Source organism: Lysinibacillus sp. NPDC096212, assembly GCF_044763105.1.
Classification (GTDB): Bacteria; Bacillota; Bacilli; order Bacillales_A; family Planococcaceae; genus Lysinibacillus.
In genome coordinates, this window is record NZ_JBIWFQ010000010.1 from 16,644 (window position 1) to 41,736 (window position 25,093).

Annotated in this window: 24 protein-coding genes and 2 riboswitches; of the genes, 14 read left to right on the forward strand and 10 right to left on the reverse strand. The window is 36.1% G+C overall.

Features of this window, described 5'->3' with window-relative positions:
• The first annotated feature begins 170 nt into the window (after positions 1 to 170).
• The 4 genes from ACIQ7T_RS11660 to ACIQ7T_RS11675 all read left to right on the forward strand — a co-directional run bounded on the left by ACIQ7T_RS11660 (position 171) and on the right by ACIQ7T_RS11675 (position 2,793).
• Positions 171 to 1,277, forward strand: coding sequence for a PA2928 family protein (locus ACIQ7T_RS11660; RefSeq protein WP_370083402.1), 1,107 nt, complete (start codon positions 171 to 173; stop codon positions 1,275 to 1,277).
• A gap of 138 nt (positions 1,278 to 1,415) precedes the next feature.
• Positions 1,416 to 1,733, forward strand: a complete 318-nt coding sequence (locus ACIQ7T_RS11665; protein WP_370083403.1) for a PadR family transcriptional regulator — start codon at positions 1,416 to 1,418, stop codon at positions 1,731 to 1,733.
• Positions 1,733 to 2,278, forward strand: a complete 546-nt coding sequence (locus ACIQ7T_RS11670; protein WP_370083404.1) for a DUF2812 domain-containing protein — start codon at positions 1,733 to 1,735, stop codon at positions 2,276 to 2,278. The genes ACIQ7T_RS11665 and ACIQ7T_RS11670 overlap by 1 nt, the downstream gene beginning before the upstream one ends.
• 356 nt (positions 2,279 to 2,634) lie before the next feature.
• Entirely contained in the window at positions 2,635 to 2,793 is a 159-nt protein-coding gene (locus ACIQ7T_RS11675; protein ID WP_370083405.1) for a DUF3951 domain-containing protein, read from the forward strand.
• Between the two features lie 606 nt (positions 2,794 to 3,399).
• On the opposite strand, the gene ACIQ7T_RS11680 is transcribed toward ACIQ7T_RS11675, so the two are convergent.
• The 5 genes from ACIQ7T_RS11680 to ACIQ7T_RS11700 all read right to left on the reverse strand — a co-directional run bounded on the left by ACIQ7T_RS11680 (position 3,400) and on the right by ACIQ7T_RS11700 (position 7,176).
• The gene (locus ACIQ7T_RS11680; protein WP_370083406.1) at positions 3,400 to 4,680 is read right to left on the reverse strand and encodes a Na+/H+ antiporter NhaC family protein; all 1,281 of its coding nucleotides are present in this window, start codon (positions 4,678 to 4,680) and stop codon (positions 3,400 to 3,402) included.
• Between the two features lie 108 nt (positions 4,681 to 4,788).
• A riboswitch (SAM riboswitch) is annotated at positions 4,789 to 4,896 on the reverse strand.
• 239 nt (positions 4,897 to 5,135) lie between these two features.
• Positions 5,136 to 5,483, reverse strand: coding sequence for a hypothetical protein (locus ACIQ7T_RS11685; protein WP_197143467.1), 348 nt, complete (start codon positions 5,481 to 5,483; stop codon positions 5,136 to 5,138).
• 30 nt (positions 5,484 to 5,513) lie between these two features.
• Positions 5,514 to 5,843, reverse strand: coding sequence for a fluoride efflux transporter CrcB (crcB, locus tag ACIQ7T_RS11690; protein ID WP_370083408.1), 330 nt, complete (start codon positions 5,841 to 5,843; stop codon positions 5,514 to 5,516).
• On the reverse strand, positions 5,840 to 6,202 hold the full coding sequence (gene crcB, locus ACIQ7T_RS11695) for a fluoride efflux transporter CrcB (protein ID WP_370083409.1): 363 nt from the start codon (positions 6,200 to 6,202) through the stop codon (positions 5,840 to 5,842). The genes crcB (ACIQ7T_RS11690) and crcB (ACIQ7T_RS11695) overlap by 4 nt, the downstream gene beginning before the upstream one ends.
• Before the next feature lie 548 nt (positions 6,203 to 6,750).
• Complete coding sequence (locus ACIQ7T_RS11700; protein ID WP_402870471.1) at positions 6,751 to 7,176, reverse strand: VOC family protein; 426 nt, start codon at positions 7,174 to 7,176, stop codon at positions 6,751 to 6,753.
• Positions 7,177 to 7,741: 565 nt separating this feature from the next.
• Here ACIQ7T_RS11700 and ACIQ7T_RS11705 point away from each other — a divergent pair.
• Positions 7,742 to 9,484 (forward strand): ABC transporter ATP-binding protein, encoded by a 1,743-nt coding sequence (locus tag ACIQ7T_RS11705; protein ID WP_370083411.1) that lies wholly within the window; start codon positions 7,742 to 7,744, stop codon positions 9,482 to 9,484.
• Positions 9,481 to 11,214, forward strand: coding sequence for an ABC transporter ATP-binding protein (locus ACIQ7T_RS11710; RefSeq protein ID WP_370083412.1), 1,734 nt, complete (start codon positions 9,481 to 9,483; stop codon positions 11,212 to 11,214). The genes ACIQ7T_RS11705 and ACIQ7T_RS11710 overlap by 4 nt, the downstream gene beginning before the upstream one ends.
• Positions 11,215 to 11,257: 43 nt before the next feature.
• On the opposite strand, the gene ACIQ7T_RS11715 is transcribed toward ACIQ7T_RS11710, so the two are convergent.
• Complete coding sequence (locus ACIQ7T_RS11715) at positions 11,258 to 11,629, reverse strand: hypothetical protein (protein ID WP_370083413.1); 372 nt, start codon at positions 11,627 to 11,629, stop codon at positions 11,258 to 11,260.
• 175 nt (positions 11,630 to 11,804) lie between these two features.
• Here ACIQ7T_RS11715 and dacB point away from each other — a divergent pair, with 175 nt between their 5' ends.
• Positions 11,805 to 13,238, forward strand: a complete 1,434-nt coding sequence (dacB, locus tag ACIQ7T_RS11720; protein ID WP_370083414.1) for a D-alanyl-D-alanine carboxypeptidase/D-alanyl-D-alanine endopeptidase — start codon at positions 11,805 to 11,807, stop codon at positions 13,236 to 13,238.
• A 385-nt stretch (positions 13,239 to 13,623) separates the two neighbouring features.
• Entirely contained in the window at positions 13,624 to 14,463 is an 840-nt protein-coding gene (locus tag ACIQ7T_RS11725) for an MBL fold metallo-hydrolase (RefSeq protein ID WP_402870477.1), read from the forward strand.
• 177 nt (positions 14,464 to 14,640) lie between these two features.
• Here ACIQ7T_RS11725 and ACIQ7T_RS11730 read toward each other — a convergent pair whose 3' ends face one another.
• The 3 genes from ACIQ7T_RS11730 to ACIQ7T_RS11740 form a co-directional block, all read right to left on the reverse strand.
• Positions 14,641 to 15,222, reverse strand: coding sequence for a hypothetical protein (locus ACIQ7T_RS11730; protein WP_402870479.1), 582 nt, complete (start codon positions 15,220 to 15,222; stop codon positions 14,641 to 14,643).
• Between the two features lie 119 nt (positions 15,223 to 15,341).
• A complete protein-coding gene (locus ACIQ7T_RS11735; RefSeq protein ID WP_370081057.1) occupies positions 15,342 to 16,043 on the reverse strand; it encodes a hypothetical protein in 702 nt (233 codons plus the stop codon).
• Positions 16,044 to 16,154: 111 nt separating this feature from the next.
• Positions 16,155 to 16,616, reverse strand: a complete 462-nt coding sequence (locus tag ACIQ7T_RS11740) for a GNAT family N-acetyltransferase (protein WP_370081059.1) — start codon at positions 16,614 to 16,616, stop codon at positions 16,155 to 16,157.
• 496 nt (positions 16,617 to 17,112) lie between these two features.
• On the opposite strand from ACIQ7T_RS11740, the gene ACIQ7T_RS11745 reads away from it, so the two are divergent.
• From ACIQ7T_RS11745 to lepB, 3 genes are all read left to right on the forward strand, one after another.
• The gene (locus ACIQ7T_RS11745; protein WP_370081061.1) at positions 17,113 to 18,048 is read left to right on the forward strand and encodes an LCP family glycopolymer transferase; all 936 of its coding nucleotides are present in this window, start codon (positions 17,113 to 17,115) and stop codon (positions 18,046 to 18,048) included.
• Between the two features lie 462 nt (positions 18,049 to 18,510).
• Entirely contained in the window at positions 18,511 to 18,639 is a 129-nt protein-coding gene (locus ACIQ7T_RS11750; RefSeq protein WP_370081063.1) for a hypothetical protein, read from the forward strand.
• Between the two features lie 388 nt (positions 18,640 to 19,027).
• Positions 19,028 to 19,585, forward strand: coding sequence for a signal peptidase I (lepB, locus tag ACIQ7T_RS11755; RefSeq protein ID WP_370081065.1), 558 nt, complete (start codon positions 19,028 to 19,030; stop codon positions 19,583 to 19,585).
• A gap of 60 nt (positions 19,586 to 19,645) precedes the next feature.
• Here the strand turns inward: lepB and ACIQ7T_RS11760 are convergent, their stop codons facing one another.
• Complete coding sequence (locus ACIQ7T_RS11760; RefSeq protein ID WP_370081067.1) at positions 19,646 to 19,852, reverse strand: hypothetical protein; 207 nt, start codon at positions 19,850 to 19,852, stop codon at positions 19,646 to 19,648.
• Between the two features lie 192 nt (positions 19,853 to 20,044).
• Positions 20,045 to 20,144, forward strand: a riboswitch (purine riboswitch).
• A 62-nt stretch (positions 20,145 to 20,206) separates the two neighbouring features.
• On the opposite strand from ACIQ7T_RS11760, the gene ACIQ7T_RS11765 reads away from it, so the two are divergent.
• The 3 genes from ACIQ7T_RS11765 (at position 20,207) to ACIQ7T_RS11775 (ending at position 25,019) form a co-directional block, all read left to right on the forward strand.
• Complete coding sequence (locus ACIQ7T_RS11765; protein WP_370081069.1) at positions 20,207 to 21,397, forward strand: MFS transporter; 1,191 nt, start codon at positions 20,207 to 20,209, stop codon at positions 21,395 to 21,397.
• Between the two features lie 255 nt (positions 21,398 to 21,652).
• Positions 21,653 to 21,937 (forward strand): hypothetical protein, encoded by a 285-nt coding sequence (locus ACIQ7T_RS11770; RefSeq protein ID WP_370081071.1) that lies wholly within the window; start codon positions 21,653 to 21,655, stop codon positions 21,935 to 21,937.
• Between the two features lie 475 nt (positions 21,938 to 22,412).
• Positions 22,413 to 25,019 (forward strand): cation-translocating P-type ATPase, encoded by a 2,607-nt coding sequence (locus ACIQ7T_RS11775; protein WP_402870487.1) that lies wholly within the window; start codon positions 22,413 to 22,415, stop codon positions 25,017 to 25,019.
• Positions 25,020 to 25,093 lie beyond the last annotated feature (74 nt).

Here is a 25,093-nt window from a genome sequence, read left to right on the forward strand (position 1 = left end):
CTTCGCATCCAGCTAAAACGGCTAACTGACCTGCATCGGTAAAAACACCACGTCCTGTGGTATTACCGAAATGACCGACATCGTGTCGGCCCTCGTGCAGGCCTGGGCACAATTCAAAATCCGAACGCAATTACGCCGAGGCGAAATTGATCTGATGAGGGGGAGGAGAATTGGACAATTTTTTTCAACGTTATATAGATTCATGGCGTTTTAATGGTTGGTTTATCCACGATATCTTTTTAGGCATTGTCATTGGCGTTGGGCTTTTATTAGTATTGTATGCTTTGTTCAAACGCCGATTTAATTTTGCTCTTGTCATAACTTTTATCCTGTACGCTTTTTTAGGGAATCTTTTGATGATTGCCTTTGGTTTAGCTGGTCGAAGCTTCCCTATCAATTCAGAATCACCCATATATACAGATAATGCACAGAAAATTGCTGTCCAAATGGTTAAAGGATCTGAAAATAACGGTACAGGTAATGGCATTACGCAAATTATTTCACATCATCAAATTATTGCGATTAATTTGCAAACAGGTGAAAAACAGTGGACGAAATCCTCTTCAAGTAAAGAGACTTTAATAGGCAATTTTATGGGGGGACTTCTTGTTCATCATCGTGACGGTGAATACGGGAAACTTTCATTATTAGATATGAAAACGGGGAAAGAAAAGCTCTCTGAAAAAGAATTTACGGAAAAGCATAAACAGTTAATAGATGTTTTAGATATAGGTTCTCACAATATAGTTTTATTAGAGAATAATCTTTATTTAGAGGGTGTCGATGGGAACTTTTATCGCTTCGATGGCAAGAAATTAGCTGAAGATAACAAAGCTGAAAAATATCTTTCTACAAAATTTTTCATAGAATCCGATATTCCAGGTTATTTTGCTTCGCACAATCAACCGTTGGAGGATTATGAAGAGGTTCGAGAATTTAGCAGCAATGTATTAGCTGAACCTGCCATACAAGTATACAAGAATTTAGATCCTGCCGTATTAGATGTTGATTTGCAACAACAAACAGCTATTGTATCTTATCGACAAACGAAGCGAGAAAGTGCAGACAGTATCGTATTATTATATGACATGAAAAACCATCGCATTATTTGGGAAGAAAATATAGGTGTTGTTAACGCTGAGCAAAAAAATCCGGGTGTTCGTACATTAGAGAACTACTTTGCGATTCAAGCAGGAGATGAGTTTTTGTTGTTAGATAAGAACACGAAAAAAGAAATGTTCAGATATCAGCTACGTTGGAATCGCCCAGTTCAGTGAAAATTAAAGAGCGTAGAATTATTTATCCCCTCCAAGTAACGACTTGTGAGGGGGTTTTTTATAGAGTTGCTCTATATATCACAAAATGATATATTATTTAATGATATATCATTTTGTGATATATTGGAGGTGTAGACAATGAAATCATTAGAGCAGTTAACAGATTCTGTTTTTTATATTATGGCTGCCTTAACGGAGCCTCGCCATGGTTATGCTGTCATGAGTTTAATAGAGGAGACAACAAAGGGGACTTTCGTAGTTGGTCCAGCATCCCTTTATACAATTATTAAAAAACTATTATCTGAACAACTTATTCAGCTACATGATGATTCGGATTCTCGGAGAAAGGTCTATGTCTTAACGGATAAAGGTCGAGAAATATTGCTCGAAGATATTGAAAGAAGAAAGGTCATGATTCAATTGGCAGAGCAGGGACTACAAAGGGGGCAAAAATAGTGCGAAATAAGAGATATATGGCATCATATGGTTTAGCTTTTTTTGAGGAGCGCGATATGAAAGAATTAAGTGAAAAAGCGGCAAATGGGTGGCATTTAAAAAGATTTCGATGTGCTGGCTATGGGCTAGAGAAAGGTGAACCAGAAGACGTCATTTTTAGTATTGATTATCGTAAATTACCGAAGGATGAAGAAGAGGAGTATTTTGAGCTATTTGCTTACGGTGGCTGGACACATGTTTGTTCTAGTGCAGATATGCATATTTTTAAGGCAGCACCAGAAACTACACCCATATATAGTGACGCTGAGTCTTCTATTGATAAACTAGCGCGTCTTGCAAAGCCTGTAAACCTAGCTGCATCTATTTCTCTTGCTATAACGATGGTTTTGTGGATATTTATGATGTTTACCACTGGGACAATTCAACACGTTGCAGAGCAAGGATTTGAATATTCCTTTATTTTTACTGTTCCAGCAGTGATGACTTCTGGTGGAGTATACTATCATATGTGGAAGAACCTACGATTAAAATCAAAGCATATATAAAGAACGAACAGCTGAAGTTTATCAGCTGTTTTTTTCATGTTCGGTAAAATGAGGGGGTGGGTTTCTGTTTCAACTAGGCGATTTCGATGAGCCGCTTGGTCCAAGCGTAGTGTTATGAAGAAAAGATAAACTGAACCACAGGAAAAATTTGACTTCGTGCCGAAGTATTAGTATGTAGAATATAGATATCTAATTATTTCGAAAATAATTGGGGTGTTTTAGATCATTATATTACAATCTAGGCATGTCCAATGTTTGATGACAATATAATAGTACAGTTGCCTACATTAATTAGTAGTACACTTGCAAAGTAGGAAAACTATAACTAACTACTCAGTGAGAAAGGATAGGATGGAATGAATATTGGGAATAGTGTTGCGCTTATTGTAAGTCTGATTTTTTCAAGCATTTTGGTTCGGGCAATATATCGCGTTTTTGTGAAAAAGAAAGTACCTACTATGACCTATACACCATATGATGATGCCATGAATGGTAGAGGTAAACATGACAATTAAGTGAGTGGTTACAAACATCAAACAGTAAGCTGCAGGCTTCATGTAACTAATAGTATAAAATATGAGAATCTACTATTATTTCAATAAGAAATAATAGTAGATTATTTTTATTTTATCAATGATAAGATTTACGAAGGAATTTTATCCTGTATTTGGTATTATTTAATCAAGGGACAGTCAATAATTTTGTGTAAATGACAATCCAACCTTTTCGTATAGATCAAAGAATGATTTTGTTTTTAGGAAGGTTAGTTTCAGACATAGCCGAGGTTGATTATGTAGGTACAGCCCTTACTTTTCAAATGTGTATTGGTTTCTTACTTACTATATTTTCAATAAATCTAATCCCTATTATACTGAGGATCATTGGATGGGAGTGGATCTTTACAATATTAGCGATTGGACCTATTCTTGGAATTGGATTTATGTTCAAATATAGACGCTACGAAATAACTAATGAGAAAGTGTAATTGTAACTTTTAAGTATTATCTCTATCACAAAAAATGAATAGCCTCAAATAAAAAATCCAATCGTTTTGATTATTTCTTTCAAAACAATTGGATTATTTTAATGGTAAAACAATATTTTTTTTTAAGTGATGAAGCTCAGGCTTTCTTTTCTTTCGGGTATCCGATGAGGATAGCAATGGTTCCGCAAATTCCTATAAGGACTGGATAGAAAGAGTATTGCAGCATGCTCACTGGCGATATTCCGGCTACGCTTGCGGCTGCCAGGAATTGGGCTCCGTATGGCAGTAGACCTTGGATCGTACAGGAGAAAATATCTAATATACTTGCGGATTTTCTCGGCTCAATCTCATACTGTTCAGCAATATTTTTTGCAAGTGGACCAGCAATTAAAATAGCAATCGTATTATTGGCCGTAGATAAATTTGTTAAACCCACTAGGCCGGCAATGCCAAATTCAGCACCTTTTTTCGATTTAATCCTTTTTGTTGCAAGGTGAAGTAGAAAGTCAATCCCTCCGTTAAACTTAATAACCTCCACCATTCCAGCTATTAATATCGCAAGGAATGCCATTTCATACATGCCTGACATTCCTTCGCCGATCTTTTGAAAAAGGCTCATTAAGTGATAGCTGCCATCCGCTAAGCCAACAGCCCCGGCAAGAACAATCCCAGATGCCAGAACAAGGAAAACATTCATTCCAGCTAACGCTAAAATAATAACCAAAACATAGGGAACAATTTTTACCCAACTATAGCTTAAATGCTCCACTTGTGCAGTTTCACCCATTGTGATAACTCCTAAAATAAGGCTCGTTACAATAGCTGCCGGCAACACAATCCAAAAATTCACCTTAAATTTATCCTTCATTTGTGCACCTTGTGAACGAACGGCAGTAATTGTTGTATCTGAAATAAAAGATAAATTATCGCCAAACATCGAACCGCCAACAATCGCTGCCATTACTAAAGCCATGGAAAGGTCGATATGCTCGCTTATCCCAACTCCAATTGGAGCCAGTGCAACAATCGTTCCCACCGATGTACCCATTGATAGGGAGATAAAGCAGGCGATGATGAACAAGCCTACGACAAGTAAGTTTGGCGGAACGACCGATAAAGCAAAGTTTACAGTGGAGTCCACTGCCCCCATGCCTTTTGCTACCGCTGAAAAGGCACCAGCCAAGAGAAAAATAATGACCATCAGCATGACATTTAAGTTTCCTGCGCCTTTGCAAAAAATATCAACCTTTTGCGCAAACGATTCTTTTCGATTCATTGCCAAAGCCACAGCGCCTGAAATAGAAATGGCTACAATGACAGGGAAGGCGTAAAAATCACCTGTAATAACCCCTGAACCAATAAATAAAATTAAAAAAACAACAAATGGGATCAGCGCCCATGGATTCTCTTTCTTCATGTCTACCTCCAAAAAATAAAATTGGACACGTCTTTTGTCCATTCTTTTTACGATAAAAAGGCCTCTTCTTGTAACAACAAGAAGAGGCCTTATATCTATAAAACACTCCTCTTATCTATCAAGCCTTTGCCTGCTGGATTTGGCACAGTAACTTAAATCATAAGTTCCGCTGCCGAGATTTCATCGGGCCAGTCCCTCCATCTCTCTTGATAAGAAGCAAATATATTATTTTTTTTCACAATAATAAATATTATAATAAAAAGTCGATTTTTGCAACATATTTTTAATCAAGCTTGGTTTAAAAGCTATATTAATTAAGGAAATTGAACAAGTAAGAGGTTTAGAGGATAGGAAAGCGTGAATTTTTGGTGTCGCTGTTTTTACGCAGCACAACTTGATTTAACAACTGAAAGGGGGAAAAAGGAGGCGCCCTTAGAATTGGAGGGGCGCCTCACCTAAAACATTTGTGGTAAAAATTCCGTCATAAAGCGTTGATTTTTACGTAGCCATATTTTTAAAATCATACGATGTGTTAGGAGGCGTTGTCTTTTTTGTGGTCTAGCCTTTGCTTCTATTAAACTTTGTAGTAGAGTGCATGTTTCTGTTGCCAATCCTTGAGGATCAACGAGGACGTCAAGTTTATAATCAATTAACTGAGCAGCCTGAACCTTTGCAAGTAATTGTGCAAAGCGAGTATTCATTTCTGGAAAGTTTTCTTCTAGTTCTAAGTCGATTAAAGTATATAATGTTTGTTCAATTTCAGCTTCGAGCGCTTGTAATTGTTCAATGGACGGCTGTGTCAAAAAATCACCTCTAGTATTTCAAAAATGCTGCTACACAAGGACAAAGCCAAGTGCCGCGAAAAGTAAACCGAATAAAACTGTAGTGCATATATAAATAATCGCTTGCCTCCATTTTTTCTGCTCTAAGAGTTGCAAACATTCAAAACCAAATGTTGAAAAGGTCGTATATGCTCCTAAAAAACCAAGCCCTATAAACTGCCAAATCCAATCATTTGGATGTAATGCAAATAGAAAGCCAAGTGCAAAAGAACCTGTTATATTAATAAAAAATGTTGCCCATGGGTATGTATGGACAATCAATCTTCCTAGATAAAATCTTGTTAGTGCACCCAAAAATCCACCGATACCAATCATTATCATACGAAGCGCCCCTTTGCTAGTTTAAATCCTAGCCATGCACAAGCTAAACCGCCAAAAACACTTACAAAAATATAAAGAACGGCTTGTAGCCATTTACTATCCTGCAAAAGTAATAGCGTTTCTAAAGAAAATGTTGAAAAGGTTGTAAAAGCACCAAAAAAGCCAGTACCAATTCCTATAATAACAGGTGTTCGCTTTGTAAACGTTGTAAATAGCCATGCTAAACAAAAGCAGCCAATTAAGTTCATACAAAGTGTCGCAAATGGAAAACCACCGTTATTTGAAAGTACTAGACCAAGGCTATATCGACAGATGGCACCCAAAAATCCGCCGATTCCAACAGCTAAAAATGATTTCAAAGTAAAGACTCCTTATTAAAATGTCTATATTAAAAAGTGTATCATGAGATACCCATTTTAGATAATAGTTAGGCGTTAAATTAAAGTTGGGTGATAAATTAAAAAAGTTAGGCGATAAATTTAAAAATTAGGGCGATAAACCTTGAAATTGTTCCGATAAATTGATTTGGACCCTATCGAACTAGCTTTGTTCGACAGGGTCTTCCAGCGATGTTTCAATAACATGTTTTAATTGAAAAATAGAAGATTGTTGACTTTCGCTCTTCTTGAAAATAAAGACAGTTTCTATTATTTCGTTTAACTGCGGCAAACCATAATAGTAAATGTTGGAGTAGTAGTAAAGGTTAATTAGTTAACACAGCCAATCGTATTGTCTATTTGTAGGAATCAAGGACACTTCTTACCGATTTTATTTCCTTCATCGTAAAAGGAACTTGATTCTTTTAGCCACTCTGCCATCGCACGTGTATACATATAGCATCTGCTTCACACAAGTAGTGTAACAGATGAACTTGTTTCTGCTGTTGCAATCATGTCATAATTTATTACTATGATTGATTATTAACATTGTCAATGACAGTATCGAAGTCTTTATTGGAATCGACACTTTCAGTTATTGTAAAAACATAACCATCTGGATCTTCTATCGTTAATTCTTTTGCATTCCATGGTTGAACTGTCGGCTGTTGAATGATTTTCGTTTTATTTTCTAGTGCAGCCAGATAAATACTATGAATATTATTAGAGAAAACATTAATAATGACAGAGTTAGAAGTGCTGACTTCTTCATCCTTTAATAACATTAAATCTTGATACTTGGCTCCTCTCAAATGTGTCATGGAAGTTGTTCCGTTCGCATCTGGGAAATCAAATACCGAATTGAAATTGAGTACGTTTGCATACCATTCCTTTGATTTTTCAATATTTCTTACTTTTAGCTTTACGAATAAGGGCATTTGATAAAATTCATTCATGTTTATTTCCTCCTTTAGGTTCATACAAACTAACCATAAAGGCTTACGTTGCGTTAAAGTCAATACAAAAAGTTATAGGTTTGAAATTCTAAATTTAAGGTGCCTAGTTTACTTTGTTCCAAGATTGTAATTGTAGTAATTCATTGCTTTAAAGCGTTAATTATTTCCTGAAAAACGTAAAAAATAACAGTTAGTTGGTTGACAAATATTTCTAAAGTGTGATAATCTTCAAGAACACTATAACAATCTTAAGTAGAGGAGGGCATGACGATGTTAATTTTACCAGTATCATATCAAAGCACAACTGCATACATTGTCCATGTCTTCTAACTTTTTTATTTTGCGTTGCAAATAAAGGGCATGGGTAACTCCTGACCTTTTATGAAGAGACACATGCTCTTTTTTTGGGTATGTGTCTTTTTTGTTGCAAAAAAGGGTTGTAGTGACAATGAAAAAGGAGTGCATGTGTATGCGAAACAAAGTACAAAAAATGATTTTCATCAAGGTATTTCTGGATAGTGGGTAGCACAGCTTTAACAGCACTAGAGAAAGAAGGTTATAACGTATGTTTGATGTTTTAAGTAAATTAGGCTGGTTTTTTAAGAAATATTGGAAGCAATATTCTATAGCTGTCGTGCTATTAATGATTGCGAGTGGCTTAGAAGTTGTTCCACCGTATTTACTAGGGTCAATTATTGATATATTGACTGCTGGAGAAATGACACCAGCTATTTTAACGAAGTATATTTTGATTTTCGTGTGTATCATTATTGGGGGTTATGCCCTTAATTTTGTGTGGCAATTCAGATTATTTGAAGGGGCTATTAACTTAGAGAAAATTTTACGTCGAAACCTTATGCAGCATTTTTTACGCATGACACCGACGTTTTATGAAAAAAATCGCACCGGGGATTTAATGGCACGTGCGACTAATGATTTAAACGCAGTGTCGTTGACCGCTGGTTTCGGGATTATGACATTGGTTGATTCCACAATCTACATGGGCTTTATTATTTTTGCCATGGGTTTTATGATTTCGTGGAAGCTTACTTTTTTTGCAATGCTGCCAGTACCGATCATGGCTATCCTTATTCAATATTTAGGGAAGATTGTGCACGAACGCTATATGAAGGCGCAGGATGTTTTTGGAGAGCTGAATGATAGTGTTCTAGAGTCGGTTGCAGGTGTGCGGGTTGTACGGGCATACGTACAAGAAAAAAAGGACGAAACAAATTTTGCAGAGATGAGCGAGATTGTGTATGAAAAAAATATGCATACCGCAAAAATTAACGCCTTATTCGGACCGATTACAAAGGTCGGTACGGGGATTAGTTATGTTGTAGCGCTTGGCTATGGTGCTCATTTAGTAGCAACAGAGGCTATGACAGTTGGGCAGCTTGTAACGTTCAATGTTTACTTGGGGCTAGCAGTTTGGCCAATATTTGCAATTGGGGAACTTATCAATGTGATGCAACAAGGTAACGCTTCTCTTGATCGTGTACAAGAAACGCTAAACTATGAGGCGGACGTTCGGAATATTGCGAATCCACGAATGATTTCGACACCAAGTGCAATTGGCTTTGATGATTTAACATTTCAATATCCAATGAGTCAGGTGAAAAATCTCCAGGAAATTTCGCTGTCATTGAAAAAGGGGCAAACACTTGGAATTGTTGGTAAAACAGGAGCGGGTAAAACGACCTTCTTACGACAATTATTACGCGAGTATCCAATCGGCGAAGGACAGCTATCGATTGATGGAGTCGATATTACTGCACAAACGAAGGAGCAGTTACTCGACTGGATTGGTTATGTTCCACAGGATCATGTTCTATTCTCACGTACTATTCGTGAAAATATTTTATTTGGGAAAGAGGATGCTACACAGTCTGAGTTGCAGCAGGCGGTTCGTGCAGCATACTTTGAAAAGGATTTAAAAAATTTACCAATGGGCCTTGAGACACTTGTTGGTGAAAAAGGTGTATCTCTTTCAGGTGGTCAAAAGCAACGTGTTTCAATTGCGCGTGCTCTTATTAAAGACCCTGAAATTTTAATGCTTGATGACTCGCTTTCTGCTGTAGACGCCAAAACAGAGGCAAGAATTATTGAGAATATACAGCGAGAACGACAAGACAAAACGACGATTATTACAACGCATCGTTTATCAGGAATTCAGCACGCCGATTTAATTATCGTGCTAGATGAAGGTCAAATTGTAGAGCAGGGAACACATGAGCAGCTTCTTTCACAACAAGGATGGTATAAAGAGCAATTTGACCGTCAGCAGCTAGAAGGAGGTGCCTCATGAGTACGAGTCAACGTTTAACACGCTATGCAATGTATTTTAAAAAACCGATACTACTTGGACTATTTTTCTTAACAATCGCCGTCTTTACGGAGCTTGTTGGGCCGTTTATTGCGAAGCATATCATTGATAATTACATGACAATTGGCCACATTGAATTAAAACCAATTACTTGGCTATTAGTTGTCTATTTACTTTTAGCAATAGCTACAGCTGTTTTACGCTATTTTATGTATATCTATTTACAAATGGGTGCCAACCGTGTTGTACAAAAATTACGTAAGGATGTATTTGAGCATATTCAAACATTGCCAATTCAATACTTCGATAATTTACCAGCAGGGAAAATTGTAGCCCGTGTCACGAATGATACCGAGGCTGTTCGTAATTTATATGTTCAAGTACTTTCAAACTTCGTTACGAGTTTAATTTCTATTGTAGGTGTTTATATCGCACTCTTCATTTTAAATTGGAAAATGGCATTCCTAGCGTTGACTATGGTACCAATCGTTTATTTATGGATGATTTTATACCGTAAAGTTGCTTCGAAATATAATGATGTTATTAGAACGAAAATAGCCGATATTAACGCAATGATTAATGAATCGATTCAAGGGATGACGATTATTCAAGCATTCCGCCGTGAACAGCAAATGACGAAGGAATTTGATGACATGAATAATGAGCATTATGCGTATGAACGCAAGCTGCTTTTCCTTGATTCGGCAACTTCCTTTAACCTTGTTAATGCATTAAGACTTACGATGTTTACTATTTTTATTATCTACTTTGGTACACAGTCATTTACGGCAACGGAAGTTATTTCTGCGGGGACATTATATGCCTTTGTTGATTATTTAACGAGATTATTTAATCCGATCACGAATATCGTCAATCAATTTTCTCAGCTTGAGCGCTCACTTGTAGCAGGAAAGCGTGTCTTTGAGGTGTTAGATATTAACGGGGAGCCGGTATCTGAAAAAAGTTTACCTCGATATAAAGGAAATGTGGTGTTTGAAGATGTTTCTTTTGCTTATAAAAATGATGAATACGTATTGAAAAACCTTTCATTTGAAGCACACCAAGGTGAAACCATTGCCTTAGTTGGTCATACAGGATCTGGGAAAAGTTCTATTATGAACTTATTGTTCCGTTTCTATGACCCATCTAAAGGGAAAATTACGATTGATGGAATTGATATCACTTCGGTTCCTCGTCAAACAATGCGTGAACATATGGGCATTGTTCTACAGGATCCATACTTATTTACAGGCACTATTGCTTCGAACGTTAGCCTGAATAATCCTAAAATTTCACGTGAAAAAATAGAAACCTCATTAAAAGCTGTTGGCGGGGAACGTGTTTTAGCGAACTTGCCAAATGGCTATGATGAGCCTGTTATTGAGAAGGGAAGCACACTATCGTCTGGGCAGCGTCAGTTAATTTCCTTTGCGCGTGCGCTTGCCTTTGACCCGGCTATTTTAATTTTAGATGAGGCTACTTCTAATATCGATACGGAAACAGAGGAGATTATTCAGCATGCGATGGATGTACTAAAAAAAGGACGTACAACATTCATTATCGCTCACCGACTTTCTACTATTAAAAATGCAGATCGTATTCTTGTCTTAGATCGAGGTAAGATTGTTGAGCGTGGCACACATGATGAGTTATTAGCGCAGGGCGGCATTTACGAAAAAATGTATCAAATGCAGGCGAATTCATTGCAATAAAATAAATGAAGCCCCACTCTATGAAAAAAGTGGGGCTTTCTATTTAAGATTTTACATTTTTAAAGACATTGACAACAAAGAACAGCACTGAAATTGCTACTGCGATACCGCCACCAGATACAAAGAGTTCAAATAACCAGCGCGGTACATCTATATAAACCATCATCATACCGACTAAGAGGAACGGCAATCCAATATTGTAAAACCAAAATTGTGCTTTGGCTAATCCTGTCTCGGCGGCATCTTTATATACGGAATAAATTAAACCGATTAAACCAGTTGTTAGCCAACCTACTACACCAATATGTGCATGTGTCGCCTTCCATTCGAGTTGAATTGTATAATGCATAAACAGTCCAAAGGCCAAAACAATCACTAAATATAAAACTGAAATCTTTATCCATTTAGCACCCATTTATAAAACAACTCCTTTCCCGAAATGATTTAGCTAGCTATTACAGTTTATTCTTGTCGAATAAAAAAGATGACACATTATTCTTTGTAAAATAAAAAAGTGTTTTATTGTAAAATGCTAATTTTTTCCGTAGAATAAAAGCGTGAAAAGTAGAAATTTGCCAATTGGAGGGTCTATGAAAAAGAAAATTAATTTTTTAATAATGATTTTAATGGTCTGTTACTCGACCATCATCTTTCCTGAGAAGGCAGGTGCTAGTGAGCAAATGATGACAACAAAAGTGAATAGCATTATTGCGAAGAATTGGAAGAACAACGAGTACAGCATTACCGTACGAGATATAGAAACAGGGAAAGTGCTCTACAATAATAATGGAGACAAAATGATACGTCCTGCTTCTACGCATAAGCTTTTAGTTAGTGCCGCTGCATTGGATTTATTAGGACCTGATTATCGCTTTGCTACGAAGACATATGTCGATGGATCAATTGAAGATGGTGTACTAAACGGTAATATTTATTTACAGGGCGGGGGAGATCCAACGCTTTTACCTAGTCATTTAGAGTCATTCGCCAATGGCCTGAAAAAAATGGGTATCTCTAAAATTACGGGTTCTTTAATCGGGGATGATACTTGGTTTGATGAAGATCGCTTACCGAAGGGTATTGTACCTCAAGAAGAGGATCAACCTTATGCTTCACGTATTTCAGCGTTAACGATTTCGCCAAATGATCAATATGATATTGCAAATGTGCAAGTGAAAGTGACAGGCTCAAAGGTTGGCACTACGGCTAATGTTCAGCTTGTTCCGTTTGCAAGTACTATCCCGGTTGTAAACAAAACAAAAATTGTTAAAAAGGGCGAGAAAAGTACTGTAAAAATTACAAGAGAATATGGTACAGATCGAATCATTGTAACGGGTAACTTACCAGCAGGTTCACAGAAAAGTACATATGTAACTGTCTTTAATCCAACCTTATATACACTCGATGTATTTCGGGAAAAATTAGTAGCAAAAGGTATCCAAACAATGCCTCTTGAAACAGGGAAGGTACCTGAAAATGCACAGCGAGTAGGTATTTCGTATTCAAAGCCATTAACTGATATTAACTTTAAATATTTAAAGCTAAGCATTAATGGCATGGGTGATATGTTGACAAAACAACTTGGACGAGAGCGACTCGGGGAAGGAAGCTGGTCGGCTGGCATCCAAGCAATTCGTACATATGGTAGTGATAATGGGCTTACTATGGATCAGTGGTATTTTGAAGACGGTTCAGGTTTAAGTCATCAAAATCGAGTTAATAGTATGCAAGAAAGTCTATTATTATATAAAGTTCGAAGTAAATCCTGGTATAACTCATATTTAGATGCATTACCGCATGCAGGAAGAAAGGGTAGCCTTGTTGGTGCGACTTTAGAAAATCGTATGAAGGGCTATAGTGTATCTGCTAAAACAGGCTATATTTCTGGAACATATTCTTTAAGTGGTTATGTAAAAGGAAAAAGTGGCAAGTGGTATATCTTTAGTATTTTGACACAGGCCAATAAAACTTCAGCTATCCCAACTATTGATGAAATTGTTAAACAGATTGCAAATGAAATGTAAGCTTAATTACTTGTATTAGCATGTGCAAAGACGATAAAGGTAAAAATCTCGGTAGTTCGCTTTTGTGATGATGAAAAAGCTATTCTACAAAACAATAAGCTATTTTTAAGAGGCTGGGACAAATGTGTTTCAGCCAACAAAAATACCGAACTATCCAATGAAACTCTCATGAAGTGTTTCGGAATAGTTCGGTTTTTCTATTTATCGTGTTTTGTTAATTTAGAGATTATTCGGCTTTATGAAGGAACCATTTAGTTATGTCCCAGCCCCTTTTACGATACAGGTTAGTTCAATATTTATGATTTGCATTGTTCTAGAAAAAGATTAATCATATAGATCAGACCTCACTCTATTTTGTTATAATTAACAAAAAAGGGGATATTATATGAAATTAACCGTTTTAGTAGATAATAACACTTTCATTGATCGCTATTTTTTAGGGGAACCTGGGCTTTCTTTTTTTATTGAAGAGGATGATAAACGTATCCTTTTTGATACTGGATATTCTGATGTCTTTATAAAGAATGCAGATAAAATGAGAATTGATTTAAGAAATCTCGATTATGTTGTTTTGTCGCATGGACATGTGGATCATACATGGGGACTGACGCATTTAATTAGACTACATATGGAAGCAAAAAATGAAGAAATACGCCACAATACGCCTAAGATTATTGGGCATCCATTGGTTTTTAACACTAAATTATTTGATCCTGTAGGAGAGATAGGGAGTATCTTATCTCATGAAAAGTTAAGTAGACACTTTCCAGTCCGACTAACTAAAGAACCATTATGGCTAACAGATCGACTAGTATTTCTAGGGGAAATTAAAAGAGTATTTGATTTTGAAGGAAAAGATTCTATAGGGCAAGTTGTGACAGATCAAGGGAGTGTTAACGACTTCGTTTTGGATGACACAGCAATCGTTTATAAATCTTCGGAAGGGTTAGTTATTATCGTTGGATGTGCACATTCTGGGATATGTAACATTATAGAATATGCCAAAGAGGTATGTCAGGAAGAGAGAGTATTTGATATTATTGGAGGATTTCACCTATTAAATCCGACGAAAGAGCAGTTAGATAATACAGTTCATTATATAAAAAATCTTAAACCTGCTAAGCTTCATGCTTGCCATTATACAGATTTACACTCTAAAATAGCTCTTTCGACAGTTGCTAATTTAGGAGAAGTTGGAGTAGGATTACAACTTTCATATCTATAGTTTTAACTTAGTTAGCTAATAAAAGCATGAGTTAAGATACAGCTACTTAAGTCAAATTTACTTATTAAAAGAGGGCTATTCTCGACTTTTCGACAATCCACACAATACTCCATCACACACAATCTAAGAGCTTGTGCGCAAAAACACACAAGCTCTTTTGTTATGCTTCACCTACATTTATCCTTCTTTATCGTAAGTGTTCCTTGTAAGATTGATCTTTGGCATATAAGTACCTCCACCTGCTACCATTTTCTTTGTTTCAACATCATAAATTGCATATCTACCTCTAAATTCTTTGTCTGTGTCTTTAAAGGAATAAAAGAAATAAACTTGCCGATCAGGGCTAACAGTCTGCTGGTAGTTAATATCTATATCAGGGTAGGGCCGAAGAATATTTCCATCAAAAGTTATATAATTTAATCCTTCTATCTCATTAAACAATAACTTTTTTCTAATATTTACAGATGCATCAGGCATTTCTTTAAAAAGAGCAGTATCCAAATCTCTTTGCTGTTGCTGTTGCTTGGGCTTCTGCTTAAATCTTTGATAAAACTCCTGATGTACAGGATACTTTAGATCTCTTAATGCCTGGTAAAATTCATCTACAGTTTCATCAAAAACTTTTTCCTTATTTGCAGGATGTAAATATTCAATTTTATCTGAAGATGTAGTTTGTGAATAAACAGGATTTCCTAATAACATGGAAAGACTGAACGAAAATATAAACGTATACAAACTAATTAAGAATAGATTTTTCATTTAGGGTACGTTACTCCTTTTTATAAGTAACGTACCCTAAATCTTCTTTAACTATCCTGCGCCGTTAGTAAAAAAGCGTTTCAATTTATTATAGAAACGCCTGTTAATTTAACAATACATTATTCATTTGGATTAAATTCAATTGATTTTGCTTGATACATTTTATCCTTAAACATATACGTAATTTGAATACCCCCTATACTCCCTCCAGCTGGGGAAATTTGACCTCCAATTTTCGCAATAAGTTGATTGTCATTTATTTCAAAATTGATAAGATTGCCAAAGTATATATCAGGAAATAAATGTTCAGGTTCAATTTTTAAAGGTTTAACATTAATTGTGAATTTTTTCTCTCCGATACTAATAATGGCTTTGTTAGGTGATAACTCAGTCTTTACGTTTTTTAACACTATAGCAATCGGGTTATCAACAAGCACTTCAACTGGTACTTCAACAAGCTCGTTTTTTATTCTTTGATTCTGGATATGGAAAACGTGAACTTCTCGTTCTAATATTCCAGTACCAGTACCCTTGGTCAAAATTATGATTAACTCATTTTTTCCATCTTTATTGATATCCTCATAGATAATTTGAGGTGACCAAGTAGGACTTGTTGTATTTATCCAATAAGGTCTTGTAAGGACACCACCTTTAAAAATAATTTTAAAATCTGTATATGCTTCATTCATCTTTTTAGCACAGAGGGTAATATCTGCTTTATCAGATTTTGTAATTTCCTCATATTCATTTATCATCGCTTTAGTTTTTGATAAAACGGCAAAAAGAGAAATGGCAATAATTAATATAAGAACTTTCTTCATTAGGAAAACACCTCATATTAGTGTTCTCTATAACTGACTGTTCATTCCAGGAAACAGAAAAAGGCTCTACCCCTTATTGAAGTAAAGCCCTCGTTGGTTGAATAAAAAATTTTAAATCTTTAGCTTTAAACCTTCGTGCGTTGCTTTAAAACCTAACCGTTCATAAAACCTTAACGCATCTGGTCTTTTTTTATCAGTTGTCAGTTGTACCAAATGACAACCACGTTCTTCTGCACGTTGAATTGCCCATTTTATTAGTTCAGTACCTACACCCATTCCTCTTACAGAAGCAGCTGTTCTCACTCCTTCAATAGTAGCTCTCCATCCACCTTGATGTGTTATATAAGGAGTAAAAGTAATTTGTTGTACCCCAATCACTTCATTGCCGTCACAAGCCACTACTAACTCATTATTGGGGTCAGATGTTATAGCCTCAAATGCTTTTATGTAACTATTAGGAAGTGGATGCTCATAACGCTCACGTTTACTTCCCAAAACATCATCTGCAAGCATTGCAATAATGCAATCTAAATCTTTTTCAGTAGCCATTCTGAACCTTATTTCTGTATTCATTCAAATCCTCCTTTTATTAGTAAACCTTTTATTAATTTCAATGCTAACTGAATCCGCAACATAAGAAAAGCCGAACTAATCAAAATTAGTTCAGCTTAAAAATAGCATATTATAATTTTGCACATTGTATACAGGATCATGAAATATTAAGTGCATCACTTTAACTCTTGACTTTTAATACAATGTAAAGCTGTCTTGAGCCTTTTACTATTGTTATTTTATTTCTTTAGCAAATGTTTTGTAACGAAAGTGAAATGTCAGCTACAAAAGTTTCCATCTTGTATAAAAGAATCAAATAAGGTTTATTGTCATATGCTGACACTAAATAAATGAGGGGGTATGTACAATTAAAGGAATAGAATGTCGTGCATTTAGTAAATACTAGTGTACGTCTTTTTTTCGTCCAATATGCATATAATATAGACTATATTAACTTTTTTCCAACTTCAAACGTCAAATGTAGGGGTAAATTTTTTGGCAAGAGAGGACATAATGTATGGAAAAAAATATGAAACGCTCTAAGGAAAAAAAGAGCAAGAAGAAAATTTGGCTATGGATAGTAGGTAGTTTATTAACAATTTTTTTAATTTTTATAGGTACTGCTTATTATACAATCCAAAAAACGATGAATAAAATAAATACACCCTTAATTGAAACGACAGGTGATGAAAATAAAGAACAAAAAATAGTTACGAAAAAAGATCCGTTTTCTGTGTTAATGCTTGGGGTGGATGAACGTAAAAATGATAGTGGCCGTTCAGACACGATGATAGTCATTACCGTGAATCCTGAAGAACACACGATGAAGATGCTCAGCATACCTCGAGATACTCGTACAGAAATTATTGGACATAATTCCGTCGATAAAATCAACCATGCCTATGCATTTGGAGGCGTTCCAATGGCGGTGAATACGGTGGAGCATTTTTTAGATATACCAATCGATTATTATGTGTTTGTTAATATGGAAGGCTTCCTGCAAATTATAGACACGATTGGTGGGGTTACAATTGATAACGACATGGATTTAACTTATAACGCCTACCATTATCCGAAGGGTGAGATCACTTTAGACGGTGATAAGGCACTGATTTTTTCACGTATTCGTTATGAAGATCCCCGTGGTGATTTTGGTCGTCAAATTCGACAACGTCAAATTATTGAAGCGGTTCTGAAAAAAGCCTCTTCGACACCTTCTATATTATTAAAGGCTACAGATATGCTTGATGTAGTAGGAGATAATGTTCGTATGAATTTTACGATGAAGGACTTAATCCAATTACAAAGTATTTATAAAAAAATGGATGGTAATATTGATCAGTTATCATTTAAAGAAGGAAATGGCAAAAAGATTGACCATATATGGTATTTCATCCCTGAAGAGACAGAGCTAGAAAAAATAAAATCGGAATTAAAAGCCAGTTTGCAATAAATACTTTGGAGTGACCAGTTGAGTAAGATAGCTGTGAATTTATTGACAATGAAGGGAGGGAGATCAATGAATGGGAGGACCCAGGTGCTTAGGTATACAGCTCTAAACGATTGCATGCAAAGCTATGTGCCTAAGCGTAAGGTTCAAAAAAGTCGAGTCAGTTCAGCTATGCGACATTTACAACTATTGTGTTTAAAAATTTTTATGTAAAAAATAAAAAAATCATTCAGGTAGGGTGCATGCCTAGTTGAATGGTTTTTTTAATTTTTTCAGTAGGTGTCCAAACACGCTGAAATAGAGGAACTCAGTTTAAGAACGACATCGTGTATGCCCTCATGTAGCCTGAACACAAAGCCGATTCCGGACGTGTATGCCGCGGCATAATTGATTTCGGACCACGTGTTTGAAAAGTCAGAAAATTGATGTATAATTTTATTAGAAATGGTTGAGGGAGTGATTGTGTTGATTATAGGCACACTTTTATTAGTAGTTACCTTACGTGCAGGTATTGGTTTAGCGGTCGACTTAATTAATAGCAGCATCACTCTACTACGCAAAGTAACCATTCATACTCGAAAAACAAAAGAATAGGATGCATCTAGGCAAAGTTATAAAGTAACTTTGTCTATTTTTGTGGCTCATAACCAAAAATTAGGGATGGCATTTGTTAAAATGTATGAGCGAATTTTGGACTGACCCGATTAGTTTCTTTTGGACCTATGCAGATCTTGGGTTGACCTGATCAGTTTTCTATTTAACCTAAGCGTTTCCTTTTTACATGGACTACAGCGTCATAGATGAGGAGCTCAAGAGAAGTAGATCTTCCGATGCCCCTGGGAAAGCCTCCAGTTCGAACAGAAATCAACCTCACGTTATGCCGATGAGTCATTTTGGTGAACTTGGAACAATTTATGTGATTAATTCGTCATTATACTGTAGAAAATGTTATACTATAAAAAAACAGTATCGGGGAATGAGCATGCAAGAAGAGAAATCAAGTTTCAAAAAAGAATTAATATCTTATCTTAAAATTATTGTGATTACAGCTATAGTTGTTTTGGGCTGTAAGCAATTCTTATTTGCACCGATTAAAGTGCAAGGTGCTTCTATGTACCCAACTTATCATGATAAAGATATTATTATTGTAAGTAAAATGAGCAAAATTGAACGCTTTGATCAAATTGTTTTTCAATCACCAACAGAAGATGAACTTTATATTAAACGAGTGATTGGCCTGCCAGGTGATACAGTTGAAATGAAAGACGATATTTTGTATGTAAATGGCAAAGCTTATAAAGAAGATTATGTGAATCGTCAAACAGATGATCCTAATCAATTACGTATTACAGAGAATTTCACGTTAGAGCAATTATTAAATGAAAAAAAGGTTCCTGAGGGTATGTATTTTGTACTGGGGGACAACCGTTTGAAAAGTTCTGATAGCCGCCATTATGGCTTAATTTCTAAAGATGCCATCTATGGTGAAGCTAAATTAACAATATATCCGTTTAGTCGTTTCCATATCGGTCCAAAATAAAATAAATTGGAATTTCAGTGAAAAAAGAGGCAGCCTTGAGTTGCATCTTTTTTCACTTTTTTAGTTGGCTGATAATTCTTTACAAACTTTATAAGCGGGGTAATAGACACAAACTGTTGAATTTTCAACTGTTTCTCTTATGGGGATTTGCTGTTTGCTGAGACTAGGAGAAATGATTGCTTGTTTATCGAGTGAGAGCTCTTCTATTACTGGTTCTACACCATAAAACAACAATAAAAAATAGCATACTAAACCTAATATACGCAAACAATCACCTCGCAATGTTCTGTTATATTAGTATGTATGGTCAAACTTAAAAAAATATAAGTAAAATCTAAAATTTCTCTCTTTTGAAATGATTTTTTATTCGGTAAGCGTTTGCATTTCAATGATTGAAAGGTTATAGTGAACCGATTTTATGAAATAAATGTTGTCATGCAAAATTCAATATGCTACTATAGCTAACGTAAATATTTGATCTGTATAACCTCAATGATATGGATTGAGGGTCTCTACCAGGAACCATAAAATCCTGACTACAAAAATTTTGCTTTATTTTTGTAGTCAGGATTTTTTTTATTCTCCCTACAAAAATGAAAGTGTAACAGAAGGGTGATTACTATGAATTGGAGAGTATATATTCTTGCCGTTACTACCTTTGCGGTAGGATTGGTGGAATTAATTGTAGGTGGTATATTACCAACAATTGCAGAGGATTTAAATGTGTCCTTAGCAACTGCAGGACAATTAATTACAATCTTTGCTCTTGTCTATGCAATATCTGCGCCTGTCCTTTTATCATTAACCGCAAAAGTGGAAAGGAAGCGCCTTTATCTTATTTCTTTATTTATTTTTACTTTAGGGAATCTGATGACTTATTTTAGTACGACATTCTCGATCGTCATGATTGCTAGAATTTTCACAGCAATGAGTACTGCATTGGTCATCGTTTTATCCTTAACGATTACAACAAAAATTGTTGAACCAAGACATCGTGCAAAAGCTTTAGGGCTTGTGTTCATGGGTGTCAGTTCTGCACTTGTCATCGGTGTGCCAATGGGGATATTTGTGGCAGAAGCATTTGGATGGCGAGCTGTGTTCTTAGGAATAGCGCTTCTTTCAACTGTATCTATGATTCTTATTGCGTTACTACTGGAAAAAATGCCAGTTGTAGAAGTTGTCCCATTAAAGGCTCAAATGAAATCATTAGCCAATTTAAAAATCTTAAGTGCACAATTGATAACACTATTTATGCTGGCTGGTCACTATATGCTTTACGCATATTTAACACCATTTTTAGTAGAAGCATTTGATATGAGTGCCTCTTGGATTAGTATCTGTTATCTAATCTTCGGAATAGCGTCTGTCAGTGGGAATGCTCTAGGTGGTTGGCTAGGTGACAAAATTGGTACTGGTAAAGCCATTCTATTGATTGTATCTACCTTCGCCGTTGTATTATTGAGTATTCCTTACACGATTGTTGCGTTGCCACTCTTTTTAGTCGTAACAATTTTATGGGGTGCACTTAGCTGGGCTCTTACACCTCCATTACAAAATTATTTAATACAAACTGATCCAAAAACATCTGATATTCAACAAAGCTTAAATACGGCTGCATTACAAATCGGTATATCTATAGGTTCAGCTGTTGGTGGAGCTATGTTTACTGTTACAGGATCTGCTATGCATTTATCTAGCTTCGGTGTCATTTTAGTTTTATGTGCGCTAGGCTGTGCTATTTTCTCTCTAAAAAGAGCGCCAGTTTCAAATGAGGCTGAGCTAGAGCTGAAATCGGCTCACAACAACTCATAGTCTAGAGTGGCTCATCGGATGCCCCCAGGAAGCTCTGCTCTGCGCGAAAGCGAAGCGTCAGCGGCAAATGTTTTATCTGCGCGAAAGCGAAGCGTCAGCGGCAAAGCGCCCAGCCGGAACGGAAATCAGCCACTCCTTATGGTGATGAACTTTTATAATGGAGTTTTTTGGTTGAATAACCAGGAAATGCTGCTGAAAAAGAAGGACAATTATATAGGGAGATAGAATGTAAGTTTAGAGGAGGTTGGTAAATACATGCAGATAGATTTAACAGAATTCAAAGGATCAAATGTGAAAGTTGTCGCAACGATTGACCAGACGCTTTACCGAAATGTGGGTGCTATTATTTTATATGAAGAGGATTCACACACTTTATCTGTACGAAAACTAAAACGAAAAATCGCTGATCAATATATACCAACAGATGAACTCGAAAACTTTATGTTTGATTCTCAAGCGGATGCTATAAAATTTACTCATAAGCTTACTAGAATGAGTGCACTCGATTATTTGTTAGTCGCAAATAAAACAATAAAATAATGGCAAGACTGGCCTATTGGGAGTCTATGCATATGACGAAGGGCATTTGGAGTAGCCATACTCCAAATGTCTTTTTTTGTGCTCACATTGGCCTTAATGGTCATCACGAATTTCTACAGTGCAGATGAAGAAGCCCCACTGATTCAAGCTTCACTTTATATTATATTTTCATCTATAAACAAATATTTAATTTCTATATCGATTATTATCATACTGGAATAGGGCAAGGAATAGATTGTTGTAGTTAAAGTATTTTAGGGGCTCGAGTAGATAGAGAGTCTGATGATTCAATACTATTTTTAGGATATATAAGTTTCTCTCTGCCTAAGATAGATAATTCAAAGGGGTCTACTGTTGGGAATCTAACTTATTAACTAATAACAGTATTTTCTCCTGAATTCAGTCAGTGAGAAGGAATTCGGGACAGGGTGGCTGCTGTGAGTTACTTAATAATTTCAAATGGAGGGGGAATCGAATGTCAGACTATCATCAACAATCATCAGCTGAAGTTATGAAAAATTTGAACGTGACAGATCAAGGATTGAGTGATTATGACGTTCAAAAGAGGCAAGAAGTATACGGCTATAATGTATTAAAGGAAGGAAAAAAAACAAGTGCATTCGCCGTTTTCTTTGGTCAGTTTAAAGATTTATTGGTCATTATTTTAATCATCGCTGCTTTCGTTTCATTTCTATTAGGGGAAGTTGGAAGCACGATTGTGATTATGGTTGTCGTTATATTGAACGCTATCCTAGGTACTGTACAGCATATCAAGGCAGAACAGTCTTTGGATAATTTAAAAGCCTTAACCTCTCCGATTGCCAAAGTAATGCGAAATAATCAGCTCATAGAGATTTCTTCAGAAGATATTGTCGTTGGAGATCTTCTGTATTTGGAGTCTGGCGATTATATAAATGCAGATGGTAGATTATTAGAAAGCCATAATTTGCATATCAATGAAAGCTCGCTGACAGGTGAATCAATCGCTGTAGCGAAAAGTATCGATCCTATTAAGGAAGGCAATGTAACGGTTGCTGATAAAAGGAATATGGTGTACTCTGGAAGCTTTGTGACAACAGGTCGTGGTATTGTCATGGTTACAGCTATCGGGATGCAAACGGAAATCGGCAAAATTGCAAATTTACTCGATACTGCGAAAGAGAAGAAAACACCTTTACAAGTAAGTTTGGATCAGTTCGGAGAAAAATTAGCTTTAGGGATTACGTTAGTCTGTTTAGCCATTTTCGTGATTGACCTTGTTAGAGGGCGTGCGCTAGTAGAATCGTTTATGTTTGCTGTTTCACTTGCCGTCGCAGCAATTCCAGAAGCATTAAGTTCCATTGTTACCATTGTGCTAGCTTTTGGAACACAAAAAATGGCAAAGGAAAATGCCATTATTCGAAAGCTTTATGCTGTTGAAAGTCTTGGCAGTGTATCTGTCATTTGTTCAGATAAAACAGGAACATTAACTGAAAATAAAATGGTTGTACAAGAGTTATATGTGGATGAAAAAGTGATTCCACATGATCGGCTATACACTGGAAATGCAGTTGAGAAAGATCTTATGTTAAAGGCAATATTATGTAATGATGCTGTAGAAAGGGACGATAAGGAAATCGGTGATCCCACTGAGATTGCACTCGTAAAACTAGGGAAGCAATATGGTTTTGACGAATTACAGATAAGAGATCATTATCCAAGAGTGGCCGAAATCCCTTTTGATTCAGATAGAAAGCTCATGAGTACTGTAAATAATATCAATCAGCAATCTATCATGATTACAAAAGGAGCATTAGATGTCCTTCTCCCTAAAATTATAAAAATAAAAACTTCAAAAGGTATAGTTAATATTACAAAACAACAACGCCAAAAAATCGAAGCGGTAAATCGTGATTTTTCTATGAATGGGTTAAGGGTGCTAGCAGTTGCCTACAAAGAGGTAAAGGGAAATCAAGCAATTGATGCAAGAGCTGAAAAAGATTTAATCTTTGTTGGTTTAGTTGCGATGATGGATCCGCCAAGAGAAGAATCTAAAGGTGCGGTTGAAAAATGTATAAAAGCTGGGATCAAACCGGTGATGATTACAGGGGATCATAAAATTACGGCAACGGCTATTGCCAATCAAATCGGGATTTTAAATGATCCTTCTGAAGCGATTGAAGGGCATGAAATAGAAGGCCTAACAGATCAGCAGCTTCAAGAAAAGGTTAATGATTTTTCTGTTTATGCCCGAGTAACACCAGCTCAAAAAATTCGTATCGTTAAAGCGTGGCAGGAAAAAGGACATGTCGTCGCCATGACAGGAGATGGTGTTAATGATGGACCTGCCCTAAAACAGGCCGACATTGGCGTGGCAATGGGCGTTACTGGCACAGAGGTCGCTAAGGATGCCTCCTCTATGATACTAACAGATGATAATTTTTCAACGATTGTTAAGGCTATTGCAAACGGTAGGAGTATCTATACGAATATTAAAAACGCTATTTTGTTCTTATTATCTGGGAATGCAGGTGCCATTTTTGTTGTTTTATATGCAACAATTTTAGGTCTACCAGTTCCTTTTGCGGCTGTGCATCTATTATTTATTAACTTACTAACGGATAGTTTACCGGCGATTGCAATCGGTCTAGAGCCGAATAATAAAAAAACAATGAAGGACAAGCCCCGAAATATTCATACACCATTATTAAATAAAGCATTTACTACTCAAGTAGTACTCGAGGGATTACTAATTGCAATTTCGACAACTATTGCCTTTGAAATCGGATTGTCAACGGGAGATACTTTAACGGCGAGCACTATGGCATTTACAACATTATGCTTGTCACGATTAGTGCATGGCTTCAACTCTAGAGCTAAAGAATCGATCTTCGCCATTGGATTATTTTCGAATAAATATACTTGGCTTGCATTCTTAATCGGTTTTTTAAGTTTACACGCAGTACTGTTTATTCCAATGCTTACAAGTGTGTTTGAGGTTGCCACATTAAGTACCGCACAATTAGGCTTTATTTATAGCTTGTCTGTGCTACCGTTCCTTGTGAATCAGTGGTACAAGCTGTTGTTCGTAAGAAGGCGATAAGAAGGAAAAAACATAGAAGCTCTCGCTTTCAAACGAGAGCTTTTTAACATTACAGATTTCGCCTTTGGTAGCAA